Here is a 22374-nt window from a genome sequence, read left to right as displayed (position 1 = left end):
GGCACTTCCATTTTGCTCTTAGGAGCCCGCAGCGGCGACATCAGGACCCTACTTTTTGTTTTTTTTCGGGGGGGGGGGGGGGGGGGGGCCCCCCCCCCCCCCCCCCCCCGCCTGGCGTCAGCCCTGGATCACTTGCTGCAGTGGTCGCCGTTGTTGTCGCCGCCGCCCGGCATCTTGTCGAGCAGCGCGGCTTCGACGGCCGGGACGCCGGTGGTCAGGTCGCCGGTGAACAGCTCGTCCACGTTCATCGCTTTCTCCCTTACGGTTGTCAGTGGACTCCGCGGCGGATGCTGCGGAGTTGGACCCGTCCGGCTGCCGGACCCTTGCGAAGAAGGCAGCCGGACGGGGTGCCCACCGCCTCCGGCGGCGGGCCCTCCCTCATCACAGGTGGGGAGCCTGGATGCGTGACGGGGAGGAGTCAGGTGGGGGTGGATGCGGCGGCGACGCCCAGGACGAAGCCGGCCGATCCCGAGATGATGATGATCAGGAGTGGTCCGACGTAGCGGCCGACGGCTTCGGCTAACCGGTTCACAGCCGCTCTCCGCGGCTGCGCTGGTTGGCCTCGCGTACTGCGACGCTCAGCTTCTCCGCGCCGTACTCGGGCGTGGCACTGCCGTGCTGCGGGCAGAGACACGGCGAGAACCGGTTCGAACCCGGCGGCAGGTCCGCGCCCTCGTAGGAGTCGATCCTCGACACCCCGTCCATGCCCCGCTCCTCGGTCATCCGAGCCAGACGGGCCCGTGCTTCGCTTCTCATCCCTCAGCCCTTCAGACGACGGCTGCGGCAAGGACTCGCCGTTGCCTGCTGTCTCTACGCAACCTCACCACCACGCTCAGCGGTACCGTTGCCGCAGCACCAGGACTTGAAAGCCTTGAAAGTTCCCAAGGTCACGGGGAGTTGAGGGCATGGCCAAGCGTGACCCGAACGCGGCGCTCGGGCGCCTGCTCGCCGAGAGCCGCTGGACTCACCGCCAGTTCGCACGGGCGGTGAACCGCGTCGGTACGGAGACCGGGATCCCTCTGCGTTACGACGAGTCGGCGGTGAGCCACTGGCTGGGCGGCACCGTCCCTCGGGGTGCGGTGCGCGGATGCATCCTCGAAGCTCTCTCCCGCCACCTCGGCCGCCCCGTCACCCATGCCGAGGCCGGGCTGCCCGTTCCACGCAATCGCTCCTCCGCGGCTGCGGATACCGTGGAAGGGGTGATCGACCTGGGGAGGCTGGATATGGACCCGTCCCGCCGCAGCGTCCTGGGTGCCGGCCTGTTCTCCGTGGCCGCCACCATTCCCGGCTGGCCTGATGTAGTCGGGCGTGCCGATGCCATTCAGTCTGGCCGCACGAGTCGCATCGGTATGAACGAAGTGGACATGGTCATCGCCATGACCGAGCGTGTTTCGGAACTGGACGACGAGTTCGGCGGTCGTCACGCACGCCCCATGGCGGCCTCGTTCATGGTCAACACCGTGGCCTCCTACCTGCGCGCCGACACACCCGAGGCCGTACGCAAGGCGATGCTGTCCGCCGCCTCGGACCTGCTCTACCTGACCGGCTACATGGCCGTGGACGAAGGGCTGCACGGTCTCGCACAGCGCTACTACGTCAAGGCCCTGGAGCTGGCGGGCGCAGCCAAGGACCACCTGACGTACTGCACCACCCTGCGAGGCATGAGCGTCCAGGCGGTCGACCTCCGCCACGGGGCAAAGGCCATGGAGCTGGCCGACGCCGCTGCCGCCGCCTCCCCGAAAGCCGGCCCTCGGATGCTGGCCTTCCTCGTCGGCCAGCAGGCGCACGCCGCCGCCCAGACCGGCGACCGTACGCGCGCGTTGCGCTACATCCGGGAGGCCGAGGCGGCCATGGACCGCGCCGAGTCACGAGGCAAGGCGTTCGGCTCGTACGACCCTTCTTCGCTCAACTACCACATCAGCCAGGTACGTTACGAACTCGGCGACAAAGCCGGAGCCGTCGAAGCCATGCAACAAGCGGACCGGCTCCGCCCCAGCACGTACCAGCGCACACGAGTACACCGCCGCGGACTGTTGGCAGAGCGGCAGCTGGAACTCGGCCACCTGGAAGCGGCCTGCGCCACCTGGCACCAGGCCCTCGACGACTACACCAAGGTGCAGTCCGGCCGCGCCGACGAACGCGTGAAGGCAATGCTCGGTCTCTTGCGCCCTCATCTGAAGAACGCGACGGCCCGCGACCTGTACGACCGAGCGCGGACGCTCGCGCCACCGTCGCTGGTCACCTGATCCCGTCCCGCCTTCAAGCTCAGCCACAGAAAGTCAGCCACGACGGCGAGTGCGCCGAGAGATCACCCGCCACGTGTGCTTCCAGCAACCCCGCACCAGTCCCAGCGGGGCAGCGGTCACCGAGTACCAGCAGCGCGCCTGGTCCACTCCCACGCCGCCGTCCGGCTAGACGGCCCGGACGGCAGCTCCCAGCCCCCGCCGACGTACGCCACCGACGCCGTAGGCGCCGCCGCCGCCCGGGTCCGCATCACGGTCGACTCGGACGCGATCGGGGAACGCGAACTCGCCTGGGGCGAACCGCTCGACGTACGCGAGATCGCCGCCTTCGGCGCTGACGCCGAATTCACCGATCATGCCGTGGCCGCCTACGTGGCGAAGTACGCCACCAAGTCCGCCGACGCCTCCGGCACCCTCGACCGCGCCCTGTTCTGCCGCCCCTGCCAGGGACGCGGCGCCACCGTGCTGCCCCATGGGACGCCGCTCCCGTGCACCGCGTGCGGCGGCACCGGGCAGACTCTGCCGCTGTCCCGGCTCGCCGTCGCCCAGCATGTGCGACGGATGATCCGCACTTGCTGGGAGCTGGGAAAGCTGCCGGAGTTCGCCCACCTCAAGCTCTGGAAGTGGGCGCACATGCTCGGCTTCCGCGGCCACTTCTCCACCAAGTCCCGCAGCTACTCCACCACCCTCGGCCGCCGAGCACATCGCAGGAACTGCTGACAGTGCCCCAGGTCATGGCCCTCCTCCAAATCGGCCGTTCAGCCGTCTACGACCTGCTCCGGACCCAGCAGCTCGCCTCGATCACCCTCGGCCGCGCCCGCCGCATCCCCACCCACGCCCTCACCGACTTCATCCGCACCCGCCTCGACCAGGAAGCCGCCTGATGACCACGCCCCGCGACACCCCCGCCTCCCGCCGCGTGCGAACGGCGACGGGACCGTCTACCAGCGCAAGGACGGACGCTGGGAAGCGGCTGGATACGTCCTCGCCCCCGGCAACACCCGCAAGCGCGTCCGCGTTTACGGCGCCACCCGGAAAGACGCCCTGGCCAAGCTCACCGAGAAGATCGCCACCAGCAACGGCGGCCTCCCCGTCCCCTCCGCGCAGGGCAGCGTGGCCGCGTACCTGACGTACTGGCTGGAGGCGGTCGCCGTCCATCAGCTCCGCGAGAACACCAACACCCGTTACACCGCCTGCGTCAACCAGTACCTCGTCCCCGGCCTGGGCAAGAAGAAGCTCGCCAAGCTCACCGCCAAGGACGTCCGCACCTGGCTCAACCAGCTCCGCACCACCTGCCAGTGCTGCACCCGCGGCATCGATGCTGTCCGTGATCAGCCCCGATGCTGTGCCGCCGGCCAGTGCTGCCACAAGGTGCTCTCCCCGCTGACACTGGGCTACGTCCATTCCGTGCTCAAGTCCGCCCTGGAGCACGCCGTGCGTGAGGAGGAGATCCCGCGCAACGTCGCCCGCAACGTCCGCACTGGCACGCCCCGGCCCCGACGCTTCGAACCCCTCACCACGGACGAAGCCCGCCGACTCCTGACGGCCACCCGGGGGCATCGGCTGCACGCGCTGTTCGAACTCGCCCTCCACACTGGAGTCCGCAAGGGCGAACTCCTCGGCCTGCGCTGGGAAGACCTCGACCTCGGTTCGGGCACCGCCGCCATCCGCCGCACACTCCAGCGCACCAGCGAAGGCGGGCTCACCACGCTGCCCACCAAGACGCGGGCCTCCGAACGACGCATCGCTCTCCCCGCCCGCTGCGTCCGGTCACTGAAACACCACCACGAACAGCAGCAGAGTGAGCGCGAGGCAGCAGGCACCACTTGGCAGCCCAACGGGCACGTCTTCACCACTGTGCAGGGCGCATTGCTCGACCCGACTAACCTCACCCGCGCCACGCTCCTCCGCAAGGCCGGCCTCCGCCGCATCCGCTTCCACGACCTCCGACACTCGACCGCCACCCTGCTCCTGGAACAAGGCGTCGAACTCGTCGTGATCAAGGAGCTCCTCGGCCACGCCCACATCGGCGTCACCGCCACCGTCTACGCCCACGTCCGACTCCGCCTCCAGCGCGACGCCATCGACACCCTCAGCAGTGCCCTTGACGGCCCTGCCCACGACAAGTCGACCCGCGACGACGGCGACGATCCGCCACGGTGCGCAGCCACCGTCCACTGACGTTGCCGTCAAGTACTGCCGTCACCCCACGCAGAAGCCCCGTCAGGACACACCTGACGGGGCTTCAAATTTGCTACTGCGCACCTTGCTTCGCGAGAGAATCGGCACCTCAAGGCACAGCGTCACTCATCACTGTAGTCACCGATAGCCACATCGCCGAGGATTGTGTACCAATACCCCGGGTCCTCATCGAAGACGGTGGCGTCGATCGCGATAAGTGCTTCCTTCAAAGCGTTCGCCATGGCCTCTCTCTCCTCAAGTTCAGATTCGCCTTCCCCGTACGGGTAGCGAGACATGAACTCTTCGAGACATGCGAGGAATTTCTCCGGCGAATCACTCACGTGCCAGATGCTGGCATCCGCCAGATTGACGCAGACAACCTCCCCTGTGTCAATATCTACGCAAAACTCCTCATCATCCCCACCCTCGCCAACCCGGATGAACTTTCGCTCACCACCATCCGCCTCGACTTGCCGAGCGAGGGGCTCCGCAAATCCGAACAGTAGGTTGTCGGCCGGGAGCCCGACATCGCCCAAGAACCGCCGAGCCGGGTCGTTGCGCAGGCCCTCCAGGGACTGGATGGGGTACGTGAGTTTCGGTGACATTTGCAGATCCAGGTTCAATTACGGCCAAAGTGGCGGACATTGATGACTTCGCGCAGGCTACCAGTTCCCAGAGAGGGCGTCAGCAAACACTCCGCGCACGGCCGCTAGCTGACTCTTGCGAGAGATCGCACCCTCTGCGGAAGTGGTCCAATTCCAGGACCATGTAGTTCTGATTCCCGCAACTGCCGGAGCGCACGAATTCCGGCAGGGCTGCAACTCCGAATAGATCTCGGAAATGTTATCCTTCCCGATTGCTCGAATCAGCTTCTGCTCAGCGTGATTGCCTCGCCCCTTGGAGGAGAAGGCAACCATTACCTGCTCCGCACCTGACGAATCCGTGTAGCGGGCCGCAGCGAAGTTGTTGGCCTTGTTTCCGAGCTTCAGGCGCTCCTGGATTACTGCCTGGCTGAGATCCGTGCTCCCGTAATCAACCTGGCAGTTGTGAACGAGGACCGGCGTGGCCCCCGCCAGCACATAGTACGCGTGGACGTCCTCGACAGTGAGGTCGTGCGTCTGCCTGCGCTCGCTGAAGAACCGTAGGTCCGTCACCGGAACGGCTTCGCCTTCGGGCGTGCGCAGGACCATTCCCGGCTTGAGGTCGGCGGCCTCGATGAAGCGCCGCTCGTTCTCGACCCAGAACGGGTGGGTGACGGTCGAGACCAGCGAGGCCCGGGCACCCTTGGCCGTCGTGACCGTCAGGTCGACGAAGTGCTTGTCGTCCTTGGTGACGATCGTGCCGACGACCGTGCGGGTGACCTTCTTGCCCGTCGACGGATCGGTCGTGGTGATCTTGTCACCGAGCCTGACGTCCTCGATGCTCTTCTTCTTGCCATTGGCGAGAAGCACCTTCGTGCCGGGCAGGAAACTGTGGCAGCCGCTCTTACCGAGCCTGGCCTTCGCCGCCGCCAGAGCCCCCTTGGCCTTGTCGACGGTCTTGGACGCATCCCACAACTTCTTGGCGCCGTCGATCAGGTCCCCGACCAGACCGGTGACCCGTTTGATCAGCCGATAGGCCTTGTTCCACTTCCACGGCAGGCCGTATTTCGCCAGGAACTTGCCGGCCAGGCCACCCGCAAAGCTTCCGGCGATGTTCAGTGCCGTTTCGCCGCACGAACCGAGGTCACCGCTGGAGAAGCAGTCCAGAGCTGCGGTGATCCCGAGTTCGTCCATGACGATCTTGGTGATCGCCTTGACCGCGCGCTTGATCTGCTGCTTGGCGCCGCTGAGGTTGTTCTGAGCCCTGTTCAGGTTGTCGGTAGCGTCATTGACGGCTGTCTGCGCAGGGGTCTGCGTGGGCTTGACCTTGCCGCTCGAGCAACTGCTCGGGTGCTTCTGGCAGTAGGCCCGCTCGTCTGGGTCGTAGAGTCCCGTCGGGTCGCTCGCGGAGACCGGGCGGTTGTGGGCGTAGGCGTACGCGTTCAGCTGCTGCGGGTCGTTGTGGTCGACCACCGGGTCCGGCGAGATGAACTTGCCGAGGAAGGCGTCGTACTCGCGGGCCCCGATGGTCGTCAGCCCCGTCGAGGCGTCGATCGTGCCCCCGACGAAGCCCTTCTCTCCTGGCCAGGCGCCTTCGCCCGGCTCGGCGCCTCGCGGGTTGCCGTACGGGTCGAAGCGCCGCTGGGTGACCGCTCCGGTCGCGGCGTCGATGGCCAGCTCGCCCGTGCCGTGGTGGTCCGATGCGACGAACGACAGCTTGTTGTCGGTCGTGCGGACGGCGACGGTCTGCCCGGCATACGAGTAGTAGCGGGTCGCCTTGGCCGTGGTGGTGCCGGCGTCGAGGCGCAGCTCCATACCCGGCAGATAGACGGTCGTCCCGGTCGGGTCCTTGCGCATCACTCGTGCGCCGTCCGGACCGTAGAGGAACGTCGTCTCCGACGCCTCGTTCTCCGGGGTGGTGACGTCGTCAGGTCGGCTGTTCTTGATCACCTTGCCCTGCGCGTCGTAGTCGAGCGTCTGGGTGCTGCCGCCGATCGTCCGCTTGGTGGTGTTGCCGGACGGGTCGTATCCGTAGGTGTACTGCCGGTCGCCGGTCGGGGTGGTCTCGGTGACCTTGGAAACCTGGTGTGTGCCCGCGTTGTAGCTGAAGGTGCGCTTGACGTCCTTCTTGGCGTTTAGGCCGCTGTCGTGGACGGTCTCCGACAGCCGGTTGCCGACTGCGTCGAAGGTGTAGGAGCGCCAGTACGGTGCCGATCCGCCGAGCGCCGAACCTCCGGCGGCAGCACCACAGGCCGACGGGGACGAGCCCTCGACAGGGGCCTGGCTCCCCTCGGTGCCGGATGCCGCAGCCGCGGAGTCGGTGGTGGACGGCGTCCACGCCTCGGTCATCCGGTACTGGTAGTCGTAGGCGAAGCACTGGAGGTCCGGAGTGCCCGCACCCGCGGTGTCCGCGACCGACAGCACGTTGCCGATCTGGTCGTAGGAGTAGTTCGACTCCTTCACCGGTCCCGTGGCGGAGCCCTGAACGTCGACCAGGGACCGGGTCAGCCGGTCGGTGCCCTTCTCGTAGGCGAACGTCTGCCAGTTCTTCTTGCCGCCGTTCGACAGCTCCAACTGGAGCAACTGACTGGTGTTCGACCACACCGTGTCGGTGACGTACGACGACGTGGCGCTCGTCATGGTCTTCGAGCGCTGGAGTTCGTCGTAGCCGTAGACCAGCGCCTCGGCGGCCAGGCCCCCCGCCGCTGGCATGCCGCTGCTCTGCAGGGTGCCGTCACGGTTGTACGTGCTGGTGTAGACGTATGTGCCGGCGAGTTCCTTCTGGGACGCGGGAACCGCATAGGCGGTCTTCAGGGGGCGGTAGAAGTGGTCCACGCTCTGGACGACGGTGCCGAAATACTCCGTCCCGTTGACGTAGCGCAGCGACGCCCACTCCTGGCCGAGCCATCCGGCCTTGTCATAGCGCCGCTCGGTGAGCTTGGTGCCCGTCGTCGCGGCGCCGTCCCAGGTGGTGAGAACGCGTCCCAGCTTGTCGTAGACGGTGCTGACGGTGTTCTTGCGGGCGTCCGTCGATGCCACCGGCCTGTCGGCGTCGTCGTACTGCGTCGTCACCTTCCCGGAATCGGGGTCCACGCTCTCCGTCCGCCGGCCGCGCTGGTCGTAGGTGTACGTCCAGACGTTGCCCTGGGCATCGGTGAGCCGTTCCAGCTGGCCGGCCGGGGTGTAGGCGTACTTCGTGGTGTCGTGCTCGGCCGGCGGCCCCGTGAGGACCAGGTCCGCCGACTTGTAGTGCCACAGTTCGGTGGTCTCGCCCCGGGCGTTGGTCAGCGTGGTCGTCGGAGTACCGCCGACGGGCGGGTCGATGTGGGTGCGGTCTCCGCCGTGGACGTACTTGGTACGCCACTGCTCGACGCCGGAGACGGCGAAGATCTCGGCCGTCGTGCGGCCCAGGCCGTCGTACTCGTAGCGGGCCTGGGATCCCACTTCGCCGTTGTGGACGAGCAGGAGCTTGTCCGACGGGGCGCCTGCGGCGTTGTACGTCGCGTTGGTGCTCCGCACCTTGCCCGTGCCGTCATAGAAGGTGTCGGCCACCATCCTCGTGCCGTTCGGGCCTTCGGTCTGCTTCTGGCGGGGCCGCAGCAGACCGTCGTACAGCTCGTATTCCGTGCCGTACGAACCGTCGATCTGGATCTTCTCGGTCTTGACCGCGGCGACGTCGTCCCGGCGGATCAGATAGCTGTACTTGATGCTCGGGGTCTGCGACTTGGCGCGGTCCGGGAGCCAGACGGAGACCAGACGGCCGAGTCCGTCGTGGGCGAGGTCGGTGCGCTTGCCGTTGGGGTCGGTCTGTCCGGTCGACTGGCCCCAGGCAGGGTGGTAGTCCGTGGTGGTGACGTGGCCCAGGGCGTTGGTCACCTTGGCCCGCGAGATCAGGCCGTTGACGTCCGTGTACGCCGTCTTGGTCTCTGCCTGGACGCCGTCCTTCTGGGAAAGCGGCCGTCCGAAGGCGTCGTACGTCGTCGTACCCGTGATCTGGTACTGCGGCGTGGTGCCGTCGTGGGACTTCAGTCGCTCGGTCCTGGTCGCGTCGCCCTTCGTGGGCGGCGCGCCGAATGCCCCGCCGTCGTACGAGGTGCGCTCGTCCGTGAGGACCTGCGTCCGGCGGTCGGGAGTGGCCTTGCACGTGACGGCGACCGTCTCGACGCGGGAAGGGGTGTCGAGGATGTTCGCGCTCGTGTTGTCCGCGTACTCGGTGCGGGTGCACTGGTCGTCCGCAGGGGTGGACAGGTCGCCCAGATCCTCGGTCGCGATGACGCGACCGGTGCCGTTCGCTGTCTCGTACTCGGTGTTCGTCTCCGTCTCACGGCGGCCGTCACCCCCCTCGGTGACGGTGAATCCGCGGACCTTGGTCGTCTTGACGATCGAGGCGTGGTTGGTGCCCCACGTGTTCGTGTCGGTGGCGGTGAACCACCGGGACGGTGTGTTGATCACCTTGGAGACGAGCTTGGTGCCGTCGTAGGTCGCGGCCTCCAGTTCGTGGCCGGTGAACTCCTTGTGGTCGGTGTACTTGCCGCCTTCGGAGTCGGTGACCTCCGCGGACCGGGCGGAACCATTGGGGAGCTTGTCCCCGTCCATCCCCTGGAGGTAGGTGTAGTCGATCCGGGTGGTCTGGTTCTCGGAGCTGCCGCTGGTCACCCTGACCTTGCCGTAGCCCTGCCAGCCGCCCCAGGTGAGGTACTTCTCCTCGGTGATGCCGTCCGGCTCGGCCTTCCGCCATGCGGCGGGGCCCTGGTAGTCGTAGCGCGTCACCAGCTTTTCGCCGCCGCCCGTGCGGTCGGTCTCCACGACCTCCGCGACGACGTACTTGTGGAACCAGTCGGTGATGGGGTCGATGTAGCCGGGCGGGGCCCACTTCACCGGGTAGCAGCGCTTGGTCGACTCACCGGGCGTGGGCAGCGCGGACTTGGTGCATTCCGCCGGCGCGTAGTTGACGTCCAGCTGAGCGCCGGTCTCGCTCAGCACCGCCGACAGGCGGAACCGGTGGAACGGGGCGATGTTGTCGCCGACCGCATCGACCCGGTTCGCCAGCTGGATGCCGTAGAGCTCCAGCGTGGGCATCTTGGCGGTGGTGCCGACACGGCCCTCGTGGTCGATCTTCGACAGCCAGAGCGTCTTGGACGAGTCACCGTTGTCGGTGAACAGGTGCGTGAACGTCCAAGCGTCCACGTCCTGGTACTCCGTGGCATCCTTGCGGATCTGTGTGGTGACGCCTGTCAGCCGCTTGCTGGTCCAGAAGGACGCGGCGACCTGAGACGACGTGCACTTGGTGTCCGCTGCGCAGTAGCGGTCCATCGGGACGTCAGGCCAGTACGCGGCGTTCGCCTTCTTGAAGTCCGCGGTTGAGCAAGTGAACGTGTCGGTGGGCAGACATCGTTCGGCGGTGGTGAACACGACGCGTGCCGGGGCCTTCGCGGCATAGACCTGGCCGGCGCGCTGACCGTAGTCGACTCGCTTCAGGTAGCCGCCCCGGTGGTATGCGGTGCCATTGACGTCCGTCTTGCCGTTCAGCGCGTACCAGTTGGTCTCCGGCGTGTAGAAGTAGGACATCGCGTTGCCGTGGGTGTCCACGACGTAGTCGAGGCTCCAGCGCCAGGCCTGGTTGCAGTGCGCGCTGGTGAACGTGGCGTTGTAGCAGGGCTCACCGGAGTCGTCGCCGAAGACCGGCAGGGTCCACGTCGACTTCGTTTCCTCGTTGCCGTTGGCCCAGCCGGGCAGGCGGTTGAGACCGAAGAAGTACTGGGTGCCGTCAGTCGTGGTGATCTTCCAGTACTCGCCGTCGTTGTCACCGTTGACCGCGCCGGTGGTCTTCTCCACCTTGGCGCCGTCGTCACTGCCCAGGTGCCACTTGCCGGTCTTGTCGTCCTTGACAAGCTCGGTCGACATCCCGTTCAGCAGGACGGTGGCGTTGTCGAAGGCCCAGCACTGTTCGGCGGAGTCCTTGTGGCCGTCGTCCGAACAGGCCTTGTAGCGGCGCTCGATGTAGCCCGGCTCGTACGAGAAGCCCTCACCGATCCAGGAGCCCTGGTTGTTGGTGTCGGAGGTACGGCCGTCGGTCGACTGCGAGGAGTACGCGAAGCCGATGGTCGGCGTCAGGCCGCCGGGCGTCGGCGGTGTGCGCAGGGGATAGTTCCACGAGAACCCGCCGGACGAGTTGGAGACCGTCCACTTCGCGGACGGTGCCAGCGGAGTGGCGCCGTAGTCTCCCTGGGACGAGGAGTCTCCCGCGGCCAGGGCGACGAGAGAGCCGCCCTGTACGGCCATGGTGGACATGCCGGTGTCGGCCGGGACTGCACTGACGTCGGCCGAGACGGTGCGCGTCTCGGCGTTGTTCGCGGTGGGCAGCGGCCGAGGAAGCTGCGGGCAGGCCTTGCTGCCCGGCTCGGCGATCACGGCGCAGGCCGGCAACTCGACAAGACGGAGACGTCTGCCGTAGTCGCCACCGTAGCCCTCGGCAAACGCCGTGTAACCGACGTTCAGGCGAACCTTCGCGGTGCTTTCGCCATCATCTGCGCGCTGCACCCGGATCAGCGCCCCGACCCCGAGCCGGGCCGCACGCTTGGGGTCGAGGACGTCGACCTTGACCTTGCCGGGGGCCGTCGAAGGCGCCTTGGACGCGTTCCTGAGCGCGGTCTTGGCCGTCGTACCCGGCAGGGTCACGCTGACCGGCAGGCCGCCGGAGTTCACCGTGCCCTGGGACCTCGCCCCGGGTGAGCCCACCAGCACCTCGGCGCTTCCGGTGCGGGGCCATACGGTCTTGCCCAGCCGGGTCACGGCTGCCTTGCGGGCGGGGTCCGCCGGCCGGGGTTTCGCCTTGGCGGTGCCTCCCTCGATGGGATCGCCGAAGTCCTGGACACCGGGCCTGCTCCGCCCCGTCTCATCGGCGAACGACAGCGCCTGGACGGTGGAGGACGACAGCGCGAGCGACAGTCCGAGAACGGTGGTGACAAAGAGACGTTTGGGTATGCGCCGATTGAGCAATCGGCCGCGACGAGACATCACGCAGCTCCATGGGATACGGATACTGAGGAAGATCGGAAGAACGACCAGGCTGCGCCGGCCCATGACGGGCCGGCACAGCGCTGGTGGGGACTGAACAGTCCGGGCCTAGAGCTCCGGCTCGGCCTGTAGGGTGGCCATCAAGCCGACCTTGACCAGGTCGGCTGCGCCGTTGTAAGCGCGGACCTCGTCGATGGAGCCGGCGAAGAACTCGCTGTCACCGAGGGCCGAACGACCCACCTGGAGACCACCGTCGGCACCCCATAGAGTGCCGTCGACACCGCGCGCCGAGCTCGCCAGTTGGCCGTTGACGTACAGGCGGATCTCGTTGGCGAAGGCGTCGTAGACGACGGCCAGATGTTGACCGGAACCACCCGTGTCGGGCAGCGCCTGGTCATCGATGAACGTGGCCGTGTCCGCACCCGCGGTGTCGGTCTTGGCCACGGCCAGCTCCCAGTTGCCGCCGGTTTCACCGGCCCGGTAGCGGACCGCGAACCGGTTGGCGTTCTTGCCCGGCAAGGAGAGGACGGTCTGCGACTTCTCCGGGTCGAGCGAGGTGAGCTGAGCACGGGCCGTCACAGTGAAGCTGCTGGCACCGGTGATCGGGGCAGTCGCGGTGCTGGCGTAGTCGCCATCGCCGTCGAGGGCCAGGTGCCCTGCGCCCACCAGAGGTGACGGCTGCTCGCACAGCAGGGGGTCCGGACAGTCCTGGTGGTAGATGGAGGCGTTCCCCGCGAGGTTCAACGACGGCCCGAAGACCGTCTTCCCGTCGACCATCCTGCCCGTCTCGGGCGATACTCCATCGGTCGCGGCATCCAGCTGCCAATACCCCTTGCGCTCAGGTTTGACCGTCATCAGCTCTGCGATCTGCGCCTGGGGCAGCACCCGGTCGAAGACCCGGACCTCGGCGAGGTCCCCGGTGAAGTGGTTCTGGTAGCCGGTCTTCGCCGTGGAGCGGCCGATCTGCAGCGAGCCGTAGGACTTCCAGACGGACGGGCGCTGGGCCGTGCCCTTGAGCGTCTGGTTGACGAAGAGCTGCAGTTCGGTCTTCTGGGCGTCGTAGATGCCGGTCAGCAGCACCCACTGGTTCGGCACCACCTGCACTCCGGTGGACACGGCCTTCCACGCGCCGATGGTGTCCACGTCCGTCACGGGGATCGAGAACGACCAGGCCTTGAGGACGGAGTCGTAGCCGAGGGTGAAACCGGGCTCACCCGTGCCGTCCTGGCTGATGACCGTCATGTCCCGGGTCAGCTCGGCCGGGCGCACCCAGGCGCTGACACTGAAGCCCTTCGCCGAGTCGATGACGGTCTCCTCGGTGTCGAGGTAGGCCCCGGCGGTGCCGTCGAAGTGCGCCGCAGCATCGGCCTTTCCGCCGGGACCCTCGACGCCGAAGGTCACGCCGCCGCCCGTTGTCGCGGAGTAGACCCCGCTCTCGTCGTGCGCCTCCGTGCTGCCGGCTTCGTCGGCGAGGTTCCACTGGCCGGTGACCGGCTTGCCCTCGGAGACGCGGAACTCGTAGCGCTGGACGGTGCTCGGGTTCTCCGCCTTGTCGACGGCGACGACCTCGAGCCAGTGCAGTCCCTCCCTCGTCGGCATCCAATTCACCGAGGCGGGACCGCCGGCTCTAGTAGCCGCTACCGTGATCGCCGGCGAGGCGGTCGCATCGAAGGCGTAGCGGTACTTCACCACGTCCGTGTCGGGTATGGAGTCGTTCGGGTTGGGTGTGAAGGTGAAGGTGCCGTACGTGCCGACTCCGTGGTGGTAGACGGTGTCGGACGGGTACTCCTCCGAGAGCACGTTCGGGCGCCCGGGCAGGGTTGCGTCGTAGATGAACTCGCACTTCGGGGACGAGGGGCCCCAGCCGTCACCGTCGTAGGCCCGGGCGCTCCAGGAGACCACCGTGTTCTGCGGGATGGTGGATTTGACCTGGTGGATGAATTTGGTTCCCGCAATGGGCGAGAGGTAGGAGGTGTTTGTGGTGTACGACTGCGCCTTTCCGACGCCATCTGTCCACTCGACCTTGAACTCGACCTTGACCTTGTCGGTCTGTGCGCCACCGTGGTCGGGGTCGCGCGCCTCGGTCGAGATGACCGGCGGAACCTCGCTGTAGGGACGTGAGGATCCCGTCTTGCAGGCACCACCAGGGTTCTGCGACATCCAACCGGCCTGGATCGGCAACGGCAGGGTGTTGTAGCTCACGGAGAGGTAGGCGTTGCCACAGATCCGCTTCCACTCCGCGAAACGGCTCTCGTCATCGGCGCGCAGGCCGAGTGTCATGGACGACCAGCCGCCGTTGGCCGCGCTCCTGACCTGGTTCGTCAGGGCCCCCGTGGCACCGCTCTCGAAGTGGAGATTGGCCTGACTGGAGCAGGACGTGGGTGAGATCGCCTTGTCGACGGTCTCCAGCCGGGCGTCCCAGTGGCCGCTGGTGTTGGACCAGTTGCTCGACGAGTTGATGGAGTAGTTGGCACCACCGATGCGGTAGAGGCGGATCGGCTCGGCAGTCGGCTTCGCACTGTAGATGTGGGCGACCCGGGCGGAGAAGGTCGAGCTCAGGATCTGCTTGTTCTTGTAGAACGACATCGGCATGGTGAACAGCACCCGCCGCACGCCGACCCCGTTGCAGGACACCGGGTTGTAGTCCGTCGGGCACCTGCCCACGCCGGCGCTGTCGGAGTACTTCCACTCCGCCGTGGTCGGCTTCCCGGACATCACGGCTGTCCAGGCAGTGCGGGACGTGGTCCGCTGGATCGGGTCGATAACGACGGGGAAGACCGTGTCGTTCGAGGTCAGCATCGCGCGGTCCGGCACGAGAGTGAGCTTGCCCTTGCCGACCTCGATGCCGAGCGGGGCCGTACGGCCGCCACCGCCGGGACCCGCCAGAGCAGGCTCGGAGGCCGGAGCAGGCGTGGGGGCATCGCCGGCACTCACCGTGAGGGCCCTCGCTGCAGCCTTGGCGCCCGTCGGATTGGCCGACTGCTCCTCGACCGCGGCCGAGTCCCACATCACCGGCGTGCCCGCCTCGAAGACGGTACCGCCGACAGCGGCGTCCTCGGCCCGCAGCGCGCCCGAGGCTTCCTCCTTGATCGTGAGGCCCTCGGTCTTGAGGCCGAGGTCGATCCTGGCCAGATTGGGGTTGGCTGCAGCCTCGGGGGTCTTGACGACCAGCAGATGGCCGAAGCCGTCGGCCTCGGCCCGCACGGTGAGGTCCACGCCGGGTAGCGCGTCGGTGTAGGTGGCGCTGTTCCCCTCGACCACCGGGTCCGCCAGCTTGCCGTACGGCCAGGTCAGCGACAACTCCCTGCCGGCCCGCTGCAGCGTGACGAAGGGTTTGCCCGCCTCCCCGGACGAGAAGGACAGGCCGACGGTGGTCGCCTTCGGGACGACGGTCCCGTCCGCCCGCTTGACCAAGGTGGGGTCGATGGGGACCCACTTGCCGCCACGCACAGTGCGCACGGGATCGGTGTACTCCCGGGCGGTGAAGGTGCCGTCCGGCTCGGCGAAGACCTCCCGGCGCTCGGTGCGCAGGCCGGCGACCTCGACGCGTTCCCCGCTCTTTCGGGCGACTGCGCGGGCCTCGGTCTCCGTTGCGGCGGGGCCTTCCTCGGCAGGACTCGCCGTGGCGGCCGTCCGGCTCTCGGGCAACTGCGCGTGCGACGGCCCTTTCGCCGCCCCCGCGGCGATGACCGCACTCGCCGTGACGACCGCTGCCGCCGCGCTCAGCAGCGAGCTGCGACGTATCCGGGTTGACACGTTGTCACTTCCTCTTTTGTTCACGTCTCTTCCTCGGAACCGCGCGGCCGGGTCATCCGACGGCGGTGCCGAACGCACCGTCGCCTGCCGGGATACCACCCTCACCGGGCTTCCAGGTCTGAGTCGGCCCCTCACCCGAGGAGGTGCCCCAGGGGAAGCCGTACACGGCGTGGCCACCGGCCGGGCCGTACGGCATGCCGACGAAGAACGAGGTGCGCGTGCCGCCGAGGCTGATGCCGGTGAGCAGTTGTTCTCCGGCCGTGGCCGGAATGCCCGCGCCAGGCTCGAGCCACACGTCGCCCGTGCCGGGTGCGCCCAGCATCGGGAAAACCTGAACACCGCCCACGTCCCGCCTGCCGCCGGCCGACTCCTCGCCCGGGACACCGACGGCAAGACGCATGGTCGAAGCGGAGCCCACGGCACTCGGCGTGGTGTTCACGGCGGTGAGTCGCTGCCCGAAGAAGTCGCCGGCCTCGGCGGCGCCTTCGACACCCGCCGTGTCCTGGTCGATCCAGTTGAGCAGCGTGACAGCACCCGTCGCGGTGACGTGGTAAGTGAGTACGGCTCCCGCGTCCACGGCACCGCCCAGATCCTCGCTCGGAGCGCCGACGGCGAGCAGGAAGTCGGTGGCCGACGCCGCACCGGACGGGCGGTAGGGAGCGATGGCGATCGACGTGCCGTAACGGTCACCGGATTCGGCCGACGACTCGGCGCCATCGGTGCGGCTCTGCCCCATGCCGAACTCAGGACTGGGGATGCCGTCGGAGTTGATCGACGCGCGGAAGGCCACGACCGCTCCGGCCGCGCGGTCCGTGTCGATGGATTCACCGGGGACACCGACAACGAAGAGATTGCCACTGGCAGCGAGGGAGGCACCGAACTGGTCGTAGGCCTCGCGGTCCTCCCACACCCCGGTCGACTGCTCGTCGACGGAAACCACCGACAAGCCTGCGCCGTACACACAGGTGACGAGCCCGCTGTCGACCTTCCCGTCCACGTCCTCGCCCGGGACACCGATGATCAGGTACGGGATGCCCGTGGCCGAGACGGTCGTGGCAACCGAGTAGCCGACCCAGTCCTCCGGCTCGTAGGCCTCCTTCATCAGCCCATCCGTGCCCTGCCGGAAGCCGATGTCGGACTTGCCCTGGCCGATGCCGACGGTGGAGCCGTAGAGCACCTGCACCAGGCCGGCGTCAGGAACGTTGTACACGTCCTCGTACGGGACGCCTACAGCGAGATCGCTGCAGCCGTCCTTGTCTGCGTCGTAGACCGCGAAAGAGAAGCCGAACTGGTCGCCGGCCTCCGCAACGTCGGAGACATTGGCCGTGTCCTGAGATACCTCGACGGTGCCCTTGCCGCCCCCGAGGACCACATGGATCAGACCGGCCCTCGCCTTGCCCGACACCGTCGCCATCGGGTCGGCGATGACGACATCCCGCAGACCGTCCCCATTGAAGTCGCTGTCGACCCCACCCACGCATCCTGCCGCCGCGGATGCCTGCTGCGGAGTCCCGATCCCCGTACCCAACAGCAGAAATGCCATTGCTGCGAACCCGGCGGCCTTTCGCCGCCAGGCACTCAACTCCCCCATCATTCTGTTGTTCCCCACCCCTGGTCACTTGGTCAAAGTGCGACGACTCTTACCCAGAGCCGACATAGAATCAAGAGGAGATGTCCGACATAAAGGAAAATGCCATCGTTACATTTTCATCACACGTCCCACTCGTCGCAGACATACCAGTCGAACTCTGCCAGCCTCCCCGCTCCGGGGCCGACGTGGATCCGCTTACGGTGCTGTGCACGACAGCGGTGCCTGCTGGGCTGGAACGTGAGCAGTGCCGTACGGGTTGGGACGGCTCTGAAGCGGTTCCTGGCCCGGGCGGCCCTCTCGCGTCGCATCTGCACGGGCATCTCGCGGCAGCGACTCGATGCGCTCATTGCCGAGTTGGCCAGCCCGTGGATGGTGCGCCAGGAACCCCGACTGGGCGTGCGCCAAGATCGTCGTCAGCGCCTGGAACCTAAGCCCCGGCCGAGCCCCGTGCGGCGGCCCCGGGCTCCTTCCCGCCGAACGCACGACGGCCGTGCCTGCCGGAATACCCGGCGGGCACGGCCGTTCGACGCGACGTCGGCGACGTCCCGACGTGCGGTGTCAGACGTTGAAACCGAGCGCCCTCAGCTGCTCACGGCCGTCGTCCGTGATCTTGTCGGGGCCCCACGGCGGCATCCACACCCAGTTGATCTTCAACTCGTTCACGAGGCCGTCGGTCGCCGACTTGGCCTGGTCCTCGATGACATCCGTCAGCGGGCAGGCTGCCGATGTCAGCGTCATGTCGAGGGTCGCGATGTTGGAGTCGTCGACGTGGATGCCGTAGATCAGCCCCAGGTTGACGACGTCGATGCCCAGCTCGGGGTCGACGACGTCGTACAGCGCCTCGCGGATCTCTTCTTCGGATGCCTTCGAACCCGCCGGTCCGGCGGGCGGGGACGAGAAGGTGTTCTCGTCCGGCCACGCCTGCTCCGTCGTGCCCTCGGCGTTCGCCGTGGTCTCGGCGTTCTCACTCATGCGGTCTTCCCTTCGGACAGCGCCTGGGCCGTCGCGTCCTTCCACGCCATCCAGCTCAGCAGGGCGCACTTCACCCGCGCGGGATACTTCGAGACGCCGGCGAACGCGACGGCGTCCTCCAGCACCTCCTCCATCGCGTCATCGGGCTCGATCTGGCCCTTCGACTGCATCAGCTCCAGGAACGTGGCCTGGATCTTCTGCGCCTCGGCGAGCTCCTTGCCGACAAGCAGCTCGTTCAGCACGGAGGCGGATGCCTGGCTGATGGAACAGCCCTGGCCCTCGTACGAGACGTCCTCGATGCGGGAGCCGTCGTACTTCACTCGGAGCGTGATCTCGTCGCCGCAGGTCGGATTGACGTGGTGCACCTCTGCGTCGCCGTCCCGCAAGCCCCGCCCGTGCGGGTGCTTGTAGTGGTCCAGGATGACGTCCTGGTACATCGAATCAAGCTTCACGCGTCAGTCCCTCATCCGAAGAAGTTGCGGACGTGCTCCAGGCCGTCGATCAGCGCATCCACCTCGCCCGGCGTGGAGTACAAGTAGAACGACGCCCGCGTGGTCGCAGGAATTCCGTACCGCAGGCAGACCGGTCGCGCGCAGTGGTGGCCGACCCGGACGGCGATGCCCTGTTCGTCGAGCACCTGGCCCACGTCGTGCGGGTGGATGTCACCGAGCACGAAGGAGATCGCGGCCCCACGGTCCTCGGCCGTGACGGGGCCGATGATCCGCAGGTCGGGCACCTCCTGGAGGCGCTGCACCGCGTACTCGGTGATCGCGTGCTCGTGCTGCGCGATCCTGTCCATGCCGATCGAGCCGAGGTAGTCCACGGCCGCACCGAGGCCGACGGCCTGGGCGATCGGGGGCGTACCCGCCTCGAACTTGTGCGGCGCGGGTGCGTACGTGGACGAGTGCATCGAGACGGTCTCGATCATCTCGCCACCGCCCAGGAACGGCGGGAGGTCCTCCAGCAGCTCCTGGCGGCCCCACAGCACGCCGATACCGGTCGGGCCGCACATCTTGTGTCCGGTGAAGGCCACGAAGTCGGCGCCCAGTGCCTGGACGTCCAGCGGCATGTGCGGGGCGGCCTGCGAGGCGTCGACGAGCACGAGCGCACCGACCTCCTGGGCGCGGCGCACGATCTGCTCGACCGGATTGAGCGTGCCCAGGATGTTGGAGACCAGCACGAACGAGACGACCTTGGTCTTCTCGGTGATGATCTCGTCGATGTTGGAGAGGTCGAGACGGCCGTCGTCGGTGAGTCCGAACCACTTCAGCTTCGCGCCGGTGCGCTGCGCCAGCAGCTGCCACGGGACGATGTTGGAGTGGTGCTCCATCTCCGTGATGACTATCTCGGTCTCGTGGTCCACGCGGTAGGGCTCGTCGGCCCAGCCCAGCATGTTCGCCACGAGGTTGAGCGACTCCGAGGCGTTCTTGGTGAAGATCACCTCGTCGCGGCTCGGCGCGTTGATGAAGGCGGCGACCTTGTCGCGGGCACCCTCGTACAGCGCCGTGGCCTCTTCGGCGAGCACGTGCACGCCACGGTGGACGTTGGCGTTGTGCTGCTCGTAGTACTCGCTGATCACGTCGAGTACCTGGCGCGGCGTCTGGGAGGTCGCCGCGTTGTCCAGGTAGACGAGCTTCTTGCCGTCGTGCAGGACGCGGTCGAGGATCGGGAAGTCCTTGCGGAGCGCCTCGGTGTCGAGGAGGCCGGGGAGCCCCTGGCGGGGAGGGGTCACGCGGATACGCCACCCTTCACGTAGGCCTCGTAGCCCTCGGCCTCCAGCTTGTCGGCGAGCTCGGGGCCGCCGGACTCGGCGATCCGCCCGTTCGCGAACACGTGGACGTGGTCGGGCTTGATGTAGCGGAGGATCCGCGTGTAGTGCGTGATCAGCAGGGTGCCGACCTCGCCGGTCTCGCGGACCCGGTTGACGCCCTCGGACACGACGCGGAGCGCGTCGACGTCCAGGCCGGAGTCGGTCTCGTCGAGGATCGCGATCTTCGGCTTGAGGAGCTCCAGCTGCAGGATCTCGTGGCGCTTCTTCTCACCGCCGGAGAAGCCCTCGTTGACGTTGCGCTCGGCGAAGGCGGGGTCCATCTGGAGCTGCCCCATCGTCTCCTTGACCTCCTTCACCCAGGTGCGCAGCTTGGGTGCCTCGCCGCGGATCGCGGTGGCGGAGGTGCGCAGGAAGTTCGAGACCGAGACTCCCGGGACCTCGACGGGGTACTGCATGGCGAGGAACATGCCGGCGCGGGCGCGCTCGTCGACGGACATCTCCAGGACGTCCTCGCCGTCCAGGGTCACGGAACCACCGGTGATCGTGTACTTGGGGTGTCCCGCGAGGGAGTAGGCGAGGGTCGACTTGCCGGAACCGTTGGGACCCATGATGGCGTGGGTCTCCCCCTGCTTCACGGTCAGGTCGACGCCCTTGAGGATCTCGCGGGGGCCGTTCTCGGCCTCGACGGAGACGTGCAGGTCGCGGATTTCAAGCGTTGCCATGGGTGACTCAGGACTCCTGGGTGACGGAGACGAGCACATCGTCCCCTTCGATCTTTACGGGGTATACGGGAACGGGGCGCGTCGCGGGCAGGCCGGAGGGCTTGCCGGTGCGGAGGTCGAAGCTGGAACCGTGCAGCCAGCACTCGATCTGGCAGTCCTCCACCTCGCCCTCGGAGAGCGAGACGTTGGCGTGCGAACAGATGTCATTGATCGCGAACACCTCGCCTCCGGTGCGGACGACGGAGACCGGCGTGCCGTCGAGTTCCACCCTCTTCGGGGTGTCCTCCTCCAGCTCGCTCAGCCCGCATGCTCGAACAAAGGCCATCAGACGGACGCCTCCAGCTCCGCCTCGATCTTGGCGATGAGGCGCTCCTCGACGTCGGACAGACCGATCTGCTGGACCAGCTCGGCGAAGAAGCCGCGGACGACCAGTCGGCGGGCCTCTGCCTCCGGGATTCCGCGTGCCATGAGGTAGAAGAGCTGCTCGTCGTCGAAGCGGCCGGTGGCGGAAGCGTGACCGGCACCGACGATCTCGCCCGTCTCGATCTCCAGGTTGGGCACCGAGTCGACCCGCGCGCCGTCCGTGAGGACCAGGTTGCGGTTCATCTCGTAGGTGTCGGTGCCTTCGGCCTTGGCCTCGATCAGCACGTCGCCGATCCACACGGCGTGCGCGTCGTCGCCCTGGAGCGCGCCCTTGTAGACGACGTTCGACTTGCAGTGCGGGGTGTTGTGGGTGACGAGGAGGCGGTGCTCCTGGTGCTGGCCGGCGTCGGTGAAGTACAGCCCGAAGAGCTCGGCCTCCCCGCCGGTGCCCGCGTACGACACGCGCGGGTGCAGCCGTACGACGTCGCCGCCGAAGGTGACCACGACGGACTTGAACGAGGCGTCCCGGCCGACCAGTGCGTTGTGCTGGGCGATGTGGACGGCCTTGTCGTCCCAGTCCTGGACGGCGACGACGGTCAGCTTGGCACCGTCCCCGAGGACGTAGTCGACGTTCGCGGCGAGGGCGGCATCACCGGTGTGGTCGATGACGACGACGGCCTCGGCGAAGGCTCCGAGCTCGATGTGCTGGTGCCCGAAGGCCGTGGCGAGCTGCCCCTCCGGGGACTCCCCGTGCACGGAGATCCGGATGGGCTCGGTGAGCACGGCCTCCTTGGGGACCGTGACGACCGTGGCCTTCTCGAAGGAGGAGTAGGCCTGGGCGGCGACCCGGTCCACCGGAGAGCCGGCCTTGCCGAGCCGGGTGTCTTCCCGGCCGACCGTCTCCACGGTGACGCCCTCCGGAGCCGTGACTTCGACGGTCACACCGCCGGCGGTGGCGACGGCGGATCCGTCGTGCAACCCGGCGAGGCGGTCCAGCGGGGTGAACCGCCACTCCTCCTCACGTCCGTGCGGGACGGGGAAGTCCGCCACGTCGTAGGACGGGGGCGCGCTCATGCGCGTGGCGACGGTGGACTCGGCGGCCACCGCGATCGACCCGGCGGTGGTGGAGCCCGCCGGAATGTTCTGAGCCTCAGCCATGGCTGTCGTTGTGCTCTCT

General features: G+C 67.6%; 13 protein-coding genes and 2 pseudogenes. 4 read left to right on the top strand and 11 right to left on the bottom strand.

Going from position 1 to position 22374, the window contains the following annotated elements; translation table 11 throughout:
• Positions 1-528: 528 nt before the first annotated feature.
• The gene (locus tag ACFXOM_RS05735; RefSeq protein WP_385037051.1) at positions 529-756 is read right to left on the bottom strand and encodes a hypothetical protein; all 228 of its coding nucleotides are present in this window, start codon (positions 754-756) and stop codon (positions 529-531) included.
• 149 nt (positions 757-905) lie between these two features.
• Here ACFXOM_RS05735 and ACFXOM_RS05730 point away from each other — a divergent pair, with 149 nt between their 5' ends.
• From ACFXOM_RS05730 to ACFXOM_RS05715, 4 genes and pseudogenes are all read left to right on the top strand, one after another.
• A complete protein-coding gene (locus ACFXOM_RS05730) occupies positions 906-2246 on the top strand; it encodes a tol-pal system YbgF family protein (RefSeq protein ID WP_385037048.1) in 1341 nt (446 codons plus the stop codon).
• 103 nt (positions 2247-2349) lie between these two features.
• Positions 2350-2954 (top strand): annotated as a pseudogene (locus ACFXOM_RS05725) (replication initiator); the annotation flags it as partial.
• 23 nt (positions 2955-2977) lie between these two features.
• Entirely contained in the window at positions 2978-3127 is a 150-nt protein-coding gene (locus ACFXOM_RS05720) for a helix-turn-helix domain-containing protein (protein ID WP_385037045.1), read from the top strand.
• Positions 3127-4424: pseudogene (locus tag ACFXOM_RS05715) on the top strand (tyrosine-type recombinase/integrase). The gene ACFXOM_RS05720 and the pseudogene ACFXOM_RS05715 overlap by 1 nt, the downstream one beginning before the upstream one ends.
• Before the next feature lie 122 nt (positions 4425-4546).
• Here ACFXOM_RS05715 and ACFXOM_RS05710 read toward each other — a convergent pair.
• From ACFXOM_RS05710 to sufD, 10 genes are all read right to left on the bottom strand, one after another.
• Positions 4547-5047 (bottom strand): SUKH-4 family immunity protein, encoded by a 501-nt coding sequence (locus ACFXOM_RS05710; RefSeq protein ID WP_385037042.1) that lies wholly within the window; start codon positions 5045-5047, stop codon positions 4547-4549.
• 39 nt (positions 5048-5086) lie between these two features.
• A complete protein-coding gene (locus tag ACFXOM_RS05705) occupies positions 5087-12022 on the bottom strand; it encodes a polymorphic toxin-type HINT domain-containing protein (RefSeq protein WP_385037039.1) in 6936 nt (2311 codons plus the stop codon).
• Positions 12023-12130: 108 nt separating this feature from the next.
• Entirely contained in the window at positions 12131-15778 is a 3648-nt protein-coding gene (locus ACFXOM_RS05700; RefSeq protein ID WP_385037036.1) for a LamG domain-containing protein, read from the bottom strand.
• 52 nt (positions 15779-15830) lie between these two features.
• Positions 15831-17321 carry an FG-GAP repeat domain-containing protein gene (locus ACFXOM_RS05695; protein WP_384944753.1) on the bottom strand — a complete coding sequence of 497 codons (1491 nt, stop codon included), beginning with the start codon at positions 17319-17321 and terminating at the stop codon, positions 15831-15833.
• 606 nt (positions 17322-17927) lie between these two features.
• Entirely contained in the window at positions 17928-18218 is a 291-nt protein-coding gene (locus tag ACFXOM_RS05690) for a metal-sulfur cluster assembly factor (protein WP_384935873.1), read from the bottom strand.
• 119 nt (positions 18219-18337) lie between these two features.
• Positions 18338-18793, bottom strand: coding sequence for a Fe-S cluster assembly sulfur transfer protein SufU (gene sufU, locus ACFXOM_RS05685; RefSeq protein ID WP_384935708.1), 456 nt, complete (start codon positions 18791-18793; stop codon positions 18338-18340).
• 11 nt (positions 18794-18804) lie between these two features.
• The gene (locus ACFXOM_RS05680) at positions 18805-20073 is read right to left on the bottom strand and encodes a cysteine desulfurase (RefSeq protein ID WP_384935711.1); all 1269 of its coding nucleotides are present in this window, start codon (positions 20071-20073) and stop codon (positions 18805-18807) included.
• Entirely contained in the window at positions 20070-20834 is a 765-nt protein-coding gene (sufC, locus tag ACFXOM_RS05675; RefSeq protein ID WP_384935714.1) for a Fe-S cluster assembly ATPase SufC, read from the bottom strand. Before sufC ends, ACFXOM_RS05680 begins: the two co-directional genes overlap by 4 nt.
• Positions 20835-20841: 7 nt before the next feature.
• Complete coding sequence (locus ACFXOM_RS05670; RefSeq protein WP_384935716.1) at positions 20842-21159, bottom strand: bifunctional 3-phenylpropionate/cinnamic acid dioxygenase ferredoxin subunit; 318 nt, start codon at positions 21157-21159, stop codon at positions 20842-20844.
• Positions 21159-22355 (bottom strand): Fe-S cluster assembly protein SufD, encoded by a 1197-nt coding sequence (gene sufD, locus ACFXOM_RS05665; RefSeq protein WP_384944755.1) that lies wholly within the window; start codon positions 22353-22355, stop codon positions 21159-21161. The genes ACFXOM_RS05670 and sufD overlap by 1 nt, the downstream gene beginning before the upstream one ends.
• Between the last annotated feature and the right edge of the window lie 19 nt (positions 22356-22374).

Source organism: Streptomyces sp. NPDC059169, from assembly GCF_042755225.1.
Lineage (GTDB): Bacteria > Actinomycetota > Actinomycetes > Streptomycetales > Streptomycetaceae > Streptomyces.
This window is presented reverse-complemented; position numbering and strand designations above follow the sequence as displayed.